This is a genomic window from Sphingopyxis sp., assembly GCF_036402335.1.
In the GTDB taxonomy this organism is placed as follows: Bacteria; Pseudomonadota; Alphaproteobacteria; order Sphingomonadales; family Sphingomonadaceae; genus Sphingopyxis.
Genome location: NZ_DASWTD010000444.1, coordinates 1 through 7,949 on the forward strand (window position 1 = coordinate 1; position 7,949 = coordinate 7,949).

At 65.3% G+C, this 7,949-nt stretch carries 6 protein-coding genes; 1 reads left to right on the forward strand and 5 read right to left on the reverse strand.

Annotated elements, in window-relative coordinates:
• Positions 1–367: 367 nt before the first annotated feature.
• The 4 genes from VGD20_RS14260 to VGD20_RS14275 all read right to left on the reverse strand — a co-directional run bounded on the left by VGD20_RS14260 (position 368) and on the right by VGD20_RS14275 (position 4,560).
• Positions 368–1,525, reverse strand: coding sequence for a cell wall hydrolase (locus tag VGD20_RS14260; protein ID WP_331135079.1), 1,158 nt, complete (start codon positions 1,523–1,525; stop codon positions 368–370).
• A gap of 9 nt (positions 1,526–1,534) precedes the next feature.
• The gene (gene cysK / locus VGD20_RS14265; protein WP_331135080.1) at positions 1,535–2,455 is read right to left on the reverse strand and encodes a cysteine synthase A; all 921 of its coding nucleotides are present in this window, start codon (positions 2,453–2,455) and stop codon (positions 1,535–1,537) included.
• Entirely contained in the window at positions 2,452–3,120 is a 669-nt protein-coding gene (locus VGD20_RS14270) for an alpha/beta hydrolase (RefSeq protein WP_331135081.1), read from the reverse strand. The genes cysK and VGD20_RS14270 overlap by 4 nt, the downstream gene beginning before the upstream one ends.
• A 126-nt stretch (positions 3,121–3,246) precedes the next feature.
• Positions 3,247–4,560 (reverse strand): MFS transporter, encoded by a 1,314-nt coding sequence (locus VGD20_RS14275; RefSeq protein ID WP_331135082.1) that lies wholly within the window; start codon positions 4,558–4,560, stop codon positions 3,247–3,249.
• Positions 4,561–4,688: 128 nt separating this feature from the next.
• Between VGD20_RS14275 and VGD20_RS14280 the strand changes: the two genes are divergently transcribed.
• Positions 4,689–6,410 (forward strand): DUF885 domain-containing protein, encoded by a 1,722-nt coding sequence (locus VGD20_RS14280; RefSeq protein ID WP_331135083.1) that lies wholly within the window; start codon positions 4,689–4,691, stop codon positions 6,408–6,410.
• A gap of 87 nt (positions 6,411–6,497) precedes the next feature.
• On the opposite strand, the gene VGD20_RS14285 is transcribed toward VGD20_RS14280, so the two are convergent.
• Positions 6,498–7,739, reverse strand: coding sequence for an RsmB/NOP family class I SAM-dependent RNA methyltransferase (locus VGD20_RS14285; protein ID WP_331135084.1), 1,242 nt, complete (start codon positions 7,737–7,739; stop codon positions 6,498–6,500).
• Positions 7,740–7,949: the final 210 nt, after the last annotated feature.

Below are 7,949 nucleotides of genomic sequence, written 5' to 3' on the forward strand. Positions count from 1 at the left end.
CGGGATGACGAAGGACTGGAAATGGCCGATGTGAACCCCGGCGAAAGCCGGGGCCCAGTAGCGCCGTGGGGAGATGGGCCCCGGCTTTCGCCGGGGTTCACGAGAGGTCAGCTCACCACCCCAAATCGGACGCCTGGGAAAAAAGGCCTTTCCTACATTATCCAGCCATGCCAGCCTTCATCCCGGCTCTTTCACCTGATGGACAAAAGCGGTTGCCGGCAGGTGCGGGCAAACGGTCAGGGCCGGGCGCTTCCAGCACCCGGCAGGGTCAAATGGAACGGCGCACAGGGCTGAACTTTACTGAACTTTGGGCAATTTGCAGCAGCGATGGCACATACCGCCCCAAAGCCGCCGCGAATGTCCTCGATCAGCGCTTCATGCACTGACGCACATCGTCGCGCTTATACTCGCTGCAGTTCCACAGCGCCTTTTCGAACCCGGCCTTGTCGTCGCGCAGATAGGAAAAGGTCATCGCCGCGCGCTGGGTTTCGCTCATCGCGTCGCTGTCGGGTTTCAGCACCGGGTTGGTCCACCCCATGAACTTGCAGTAGGGCTTGTCGCCGCACAGGCGCAGCGCGGTCGTCACGAAGCTTTCGGGCGCCGCCTTGCGGTCGAGCTGGGTGTAGATGGTATCGCGGCCCGCCGCTTCGCCGGCGCCCGCGACGACGCGTGCTTCGCCGACCGCAGCATTGGCATCGACGCCCGCGGCGATCTCGGTCGGGAGGAGCCCGAGCGCGTTGGCGTGGAGCGGCGATAGCGCAGCCAGCTTGGCCACGGGGCCATCATTGCCCGACACCGCACCGCGGAACGCGCCCGGCGTGCCCCAATAGCCCGGCCAGCGGAAGAAGAGATGCGTGTCGACGATCGCGATCTTCTCGAGGCTGTCGCTCCAGTAAGGGCGGACCCAGTCGGTGTGATAATGGGTGGCAAGCCCGACCGACGGGTCGGTCAGGCCCGACAGCATCATGTCGGCGTTGACTTGGGCACGTATCCACGCCGCTTCGGAATAGCGGCGCGCGAGCGCGCCGTCGCAGGTGAAGGTAAACTGGCACCCCGTCCGGCGTTCGGATCCCTGAAACACCACGCCGCAGATCGATTTGGGAAAGGCGGGGTGGCGTGCCCGGTTGATCACCACCTGGCCGACCGACAATTGCCCGCGGCTATCGTCGCCGGCTTCGTAGATCATCGCGGCGGCGAGACAGTCGCGCGCGCGCAATCGCGCGTCGCCGCTGCCGGCATAGACGAAAGGCCGCGCCGCGACGAAGCCCTTGGTCACCAGCGCGATCCGCGCGTTGGCGGCGCGGGCGTCGTCCTCGGTCACCGGGGCCAGTTCCATCGGCAGCACATCGGGCACGACATCGGCAGGCGGCGCGACCGGACGGGGCCGCGCCCCAAGGGTGCCGGCGCTGTCGATGCGGCTGACGTACAGGACCGCGCCGATCGCCACCGCGACGAGCAGGACGAACAGCCAGCCCGTCCAGTCGCGCCGCAAGGGCAACGCCGATCGATCGTCCTGGAGATGCACGGGAGGTCCTCAGATCTCCGGGAGGAAATCAGGAACCGACAGGTAACGCTCGCCTGTGTCGTAGTTGAAGCCGAGCACGCGGCTACCCGGCGGGAGTTCGCCAAGCTTCTGCGCGATGGCCGCCAGCGTTGCCCCCGACGAAATGCCGACGAGCATGCCTTCCTCGGTCGCGGAACGGCGCGCATAGTCCTTGGCCGCCGCTGCATCGACCTTGATTACGCCGTCGAGCAGGTCGGTGTGCAGGTTGCGCGGAATGAAGCCGGCACCGATGCCCTGGATCGGGTGCGGCGCGGGCTGCCCGCCCGAGATGACGGGCGACGCATCGGGTTCGACCGCAAAGACCTTCAAATTCGGCCAATGGGCTTTCAGGAACTGCGCGGCACCGGTGATATGACCGCCGGTGCCGACGCCGGTGATCAGTACGTCGATCGGCGTATCCTTGAAATCGGCGAGGATTTCGGGGCCAGTCGTGCGGACGTGGACGTCGATATTCGCCTCATTCTCGAACTGCTGCGGCATCCATGCGCCCGGGGTCGTCTCGACCAGTTCGATCGCGCGCTCGATCGCGCCCTTCATGCCCTTTTCGCGCGGCGTCAGGTCGAAGGTCGCGCCATAGGCCAGCATCAGCCGGCGACGCTCGACCGACATGCTTTCGGGCATGACGAGGACGAGCTTGTAACCCTTGACCGCCGCCGCCATCGCGAGGCCGATGCCGGTGTTACCCGACGTCGGCTCGACGATGGTGCCTCCGGCCTTCAGGCTGCCGTCCTTCTCGGCCGCCTCGATCATCGCGAGACCGATTCGATCCTTGATCGATCCACCGGGATTGCTGCGTTCCGACTTTATCCAGACTTCGGCGTCGGGGAACAGTTTCGCGACGCGAATATGCGGCGTATTCCCGATGGTATCGAGGATCGAATTGGCTTTCATGATCGGTGCGCTCTCTCTTTGAACTCGAAACGCGGGTCGCGACGGACGCGATTTGGCCAGTCGCCGGCGCGGAGCCAGCGGGCCTCGTCCGCCAGCACCGGCGTTGGCGCGGGTTGTAACGAGGCGAGCAGATACTGTCCATAAGGCCAGTCTCCGATCCCCGAGTCGGCGTTGATATGGCCGAACGGCCCGGCGTTGACGAAGCGGGCGTCCCAGTGCCGCGACAGGCGCCAGACATGCGCGGTCTTGGCATAGGGATCGTCGTCGCTGGCGACGACGATCATCGGTGTCTGCGACGACAGCGCCGGCGAGTCGGTGAAGCTGTCGACGCGGCTGTCGCGGCGCAGTTGCGACAGGTCGGGCGGTGCGACGAGCAGGGCACCCGCAATGCGGTCACGGGCCACGCTGCTCGCCGCGGCGAACCAGTGCGCGAAGGCATGGCAGCCGAGGCTGTGCGCCGCGATGAGGACGGGGTCGTGCTCGGCGTCGATCGCTTCGGCGATCCGCTCGACCCACTGGTCCTTCAGCGGTTCGTCCCAGCTGCCGAGCTCGACGCGTTCGCAACGGGCGAAGCTGCGTTCCCACAGGCTTTGCCAGTGGGTCGGGCCGCTGTTGTAGAGGCCGGGGATGGTCAGGATTTTATGGCGGATATTCGAATTGTGCATGGCGGTCGCTCCATCGGGGGAGAGAGGGGAACCGCGGTGACGGGTGCAACCTACATAATTCAACTAAATAAATTGACAATAGCCCTTAGGCAGAATGAGCGCGCGACGCGGCGAATGGTTTCGCCGCTAGTCGCTCACCTGCCTGAATTGCGGTTCGAACGTCCTGGCGCGGCGCAGTTCGGGGAATATCCAGGCCCATAGCGCAGTCACGCCGACCGCGGCCGCTCCGCCGACGACGACCGCGCTGACCGGGCCCAGCGCGGCCGCCATCGCACCGGCGCGCATCTCGCCAAGCTCGTTCGACGCGGAAATCGCGAGTCCCGAGGCGGCGCTGACCCGGCCGCGCATGTGATCGGGGGTGTTGAGCTGGATCAACGTACCGCGCACGAAGACCGAGAACATGTCGGCGGCGCCCATGAGGACGAGGACACCAAGCGACAGGATCAGATTGGTCGAGAGCCCGAAGACAACCGTCCCCGCGCCGAACACCGCGACGGCCCAGAGCATCTTCACCCCGACGTTGCGCTCGATCGGGCGGATCGCGAGGCCGACGGCAACGGCAACCGATCCTGCGGCGACGGCGGCGCGCATCAATCCTGCGCCTTCGGGGCCGGCGTGCAATATGTCGCGGGCGAATACGGGGAACATCGCGGTGGCGCCCGCGAGCAGGACGGCGAATAGATCGAGCGTTATCGTCCCGAGCAGGAAGCGCTCGACCCACACGAACTGCAGCCCGTCGACCATTTCGCGCAAGGGGTGGCGGCGAACTTCGGCAGGCGGCGGAAGGACGGGGCGCACGCGGCTGAGCGTAAAGGCCGAGATGGCGAGGAGCGCGGCGGAGAAGACATAGACCGCCCCGGGGTGGGCGGCGTAGATGAGTCCGCCTGCGGCGGGGCCGATCACCGACGCCGATTGCCAGGCGATGCTGCTCATCGCGATCGCACGCGGCAGGACCGTAGGCGGGACGATATTGGGCGCGATCGCGCTCATCGCGGGCCCGGAAAAGACGCGCGCGACACCGTGGAGCGCAGCGAGCCCGAAGAGGAGCGGCAGCGTCAGCTGATCGTGCCACGTGAACCAGCCGAGCGTCGTGGCGATGAGCAGGTCGATCACGTTCGAGAAGATCGCGACGCTGCGCCGCTCGAACCGGTCGGCCGCCCAGCCGGCGACGGGGGTCAGGATGGCGAGCGGGACAAACTGGAAGAGGCCGAGCAGCCCGAGCTGGAGCGAGGCTTCCTCGATCGACATGCCATAGTCGGTGCGCGCGGTGTCATAAAGCTGGTAGCCGATGACGACCACCATCGCGATCGTCGCCATCACCGCGGTAAAGCGCGCAACCCAGAAATAGCGGAAGTCGGGATAGCTGAGCGGGGAGGGGGCTTTGGGCGTCGCCTCCGGCATCACCGGTTCTTCGCCTTCTGGGGGAGGGATCGTTGCCATTGTGCTTCGCCGTAGCCCGCTTTTCGTCGCTGTCCAGATGGCATAGCTTTGCCGTTCGTCGATTATCGGGTGTCATCGGCCCGGGCTGCTGGCAGAAGCGCCCGCACTGGAGACAGGGAGATTATCCAATGAAAAGAAAATTTGTTCGCTTCGGCGGTGCTGCGACGGCTGCAACGCTGCTGGTACTGACCGCGTGCAATGCATCGGACAATAAATCGTCGACCGCGCCTGGCGCAAAGAACTGGACCGAGTTCCGCGACAATTTCCTTGCGGGCTATTTCCCGCTCAATCCGAATTTTGCGGTCTATCAGGGCAAGCACGAGTTCGATGGCCAGCTCCCCGACTGGTCGCGTGAGGGTCTGGAAAAGCAGGCCGCCTATCTGGAAAAGGCGATTGCCGACGCCAAGGCTTTCGACGGCGAGATGACCGATGCGGAGAAGTTCGAACGCGATTATCTGGTCCATGTCGCACAGGGCCAGCTCTTCTTCCTCCGCGATACCGATTTCGCGCAGAAGAACCCGTCCTTCTACACCGGCGCGCTCGACCCCAACGTCTATATCGCGCGCCCCTATGCCGACGCGACAACGCGGATGAAGGCGTTCATCGCCTATGCCGAAAAGGTCCCGGCAGCCGCGGCACAGATCAAGGCGAACCTCAAGCTTCCGCTGCCCGCGACCTTCGTCAAATATGGCACCGCAGGCTTCGGCGGCTTTGCCGACTATTATACCGGCGACGCAAAGGCCGCCTTTGCGTCGGTCAAGGACGAGGCGCTGCAGAAGCAGTTCGACGAAGCCGTCGCAAAAGCCGGCGCAGCGATGACCGACCTCGCCAAATATGTCGGATCGCAGCCGGGTACGGCAGACGGCTACGCGCTCGGCGCCGAGAAATTCTCGAAGATGATCCTGACCAACGAGGGCGTCGACACGCCGCTCGACGAGCTGGAGCGTATCGGGCAGGCCGACCTCAAGCGCAACCAGGACGCGCTGAAGGCTGCCTGCGCGACCTATGCCGCCGGAATGACGATCGCCGACTGCATGAAGAAGATGAATTCGGACAAGCCCGCCGACGGCCCGGTTGCCGAGGCACGGCGCCAGCTGCCGGCGCTTCGGGCCTTCCTGATCGAAAAGGACATCGTGACGATCCCGGGGACCGAACAGGCGCAGGTCGAGGAATCGCCGCCGTATAACCGGCAGAACAGCGCCTATATCGACATTCCGGGGCCATATGAGAAAGGCCTGCCGTCGGTCTATTATATCTCGCCGCCCGATCCCGCGTGGGACAAGCAGACGCAGGCCGATTTCGTGCCGGGACGCAAGGATTTGATGTTTACCTCGGTCCATGAAGTCTGGCCGGGCCACTTCCTCAACTTCCTCCACTCGAACCGCGCCGAAAGCATCTTCGGCAAGCTCTTCGTCGGCTATGCCTTCGCCGAGGGCTGGGCGCATTATACCGAAGAGATGATGTGGGATGCCGGACTGGGTGAGGGCGATCCCGAGACGCATATCGGCCAGCTGTCGAACGCGCTGCTGCGCGATTGCCGCTATTTGTCCGCCATCGGCCTGCATACCAAGGGCATGACGGTCGCGGACTCGGAAAAGCTGTTCAAGGAGCAATGCTATCAGGACGAGGGCAATGCGCGGCAGCAGGCGGCGCGGGGCACCTATGATCCCGCCTACCTCAACTATACGATGGGCAAGCTGATGATCCGCAAGCTGCGCGACGACTGGACCAAGGGCGACAAGACGAAGTGGAAGGCGTTCCACGACGAATTCCTGTCCTACGGCGGCCCGCCGATCCCGATGGTGCGCGCGGCGATGATGAAAGAGAAAGCGCCCAAGGCGGTCTTCTGATCGCAAAACGGAAAATCAACCGGTAGACGGCTAGCCTCCTAGAAAAAGGGGGCTAGCCGATGGTCGGGATATCCCCCGCCGTCCGGTTCAGCCCGCCGGTGCGCGCAACCGCGCAACGAAAAATCCGTCGAGGCCGCCGTCGTCGGCCAACAGACCCGGCAAGGTCCGAACGAAGCCCTCGCTGTCGGGAGCGATCGTTTCGGGCAGTTCGCCGGCGCGTGGCGCTTCGACGGTCCAGCCGGCATGACGATCGAGGAACGCCCGGACCTGATCTTCGCCCTCTTCGCGTTCGAGCGAGCAGGTCGCATAGACCAGCATCCCGTCGGGCTTGACCCAGCGTGCGGCCCGCGCGAGCAATTCGGCCTGCAATGCGGCCATTTCGGCGATCTGGCGCGGCTCGATACGATGCAGCACGTCAGGATGGCGGCGAAAGATGCCGGTCGCCGAACAGGGCGCGTCGAGCAGGATGGCATCGACAGATCGGGTCGGTTCCCAAGAGCGGACATCGCCCCGGACAATTTCGGCCGAAAGCCCCGTGCGTCGCATATTGGCGTCAAGCCGCTCAAGCCTTTTGGCACTGGAATCGACGGCGATGACCTTCCAGCCGGCAGCCGCGAGCTGCATCGTTTTTCCACCTGGCGCCGCACAAAGGTCTAGCACGACCCGGCCTTGGCCCGCGCCGAGCAGTCGTGCGGGCAGGCTCGCTGCCAGATCCTGCACCCACCAGCCACCTTCAGCATAGCCCGGCATCGCCTCGACGGCCTGCCCGCGCGGCAGGCGGCGATGGCGCGGCGCGAGCGAAACGGCCTCGGGCCATTCGTCGGCGTCGGGTTCTGCCGCGAAACTGAGGTCGATCGGCGGCGGTCCGCTCCAGCCGGCTTCGGCCGCCTCGACCGTCGTCAGATCCCATTGTTCGGCCCATCGCTCGGCGGCCGGCAGGGGAAGCGTGGCGCGTTCGGGAAGTTGCCATTCGTCCTGCTGCGCGCGCGACAGGATGGCATGGACCAGTCGGCGCGGCCCTCCATCGACAAGGGGCAGAGCCGTCGATACGACGGCATGCCCCGGGCTTTTCAGCACCAGCAACTGCGCCAGCGCGATCCGCAGCACGGCGCGCGATTTGACGTCGTCGGGCAGGATTTGCGTCGTCGCGCCATCAATGAGTGCGTCGATGTCCACCATCCAGCGCAGCGTTTCGGAGGCGATCGCCACCGCAAAGGCACGGTCGGCTCCCGTCAGCCCTTGTGCCGCGGCGTGCATCGCGACATCGAGCGGATCACCGCGCCGAAGGATCGCGTCCATCAGCCGCAGCGCGGCGCGGCGCGGAGCCATGCCCAGCACACCGTCCTGGCCCGGCGCGCGCCGACGGCGGGGCGGGCGGCGATCAGCCATGACGGGAAATGCTGTGGTTGGCGTGCGGCATGATTAATCCTATGGAGATGCCATCATGACCGATAGCAGCCCGAGCCCGACCATTGGCGGAACGCCGCGCGCTGTAAAGCGTCCTGCGCATGTAAGGGCGCCTGCAGGCTGGACGAACAG

Bases quoted from the DNA above. Each gene is read 5' to 3' on its own strand.
- cysK (WP_331135080.1), bottom strand. From the start codon at position 2,455: ATGAAAGCCAATTCGATCCTCGATACCATCGGGAATACGCCGCATATT.
- VGD20_RS14270 (WP_331135081.1), bottom strand. From the start codon at position 3,120: ATGCACAATTCGAATATCCGCCATAAAATCCTGACCATCCCCGGCCTC.
- VGD20_RS14285 (WP_331135084.1), bottom strand. From the start codon at position 7,739: ATGGCTCCGCGCCGCGCCGCGCTGCGGCTGATGGACGCGATCCTTCGG.
- VGD20_RS14275 (WP_331135082.1), bottom strand. From the start codon at position 4,560: ATGGCAACGATCCCTCCCCCAGAAGGCGAAGAACCGGTGATGCCGGAG.
- VGD20_RS14280 (WP_331135083.1), top strand. From the start codon at position 4,689: ATGAAAAGAAAATTTGTTCGCTTCGGCGGTGCTGCGACGGCTGCAACG.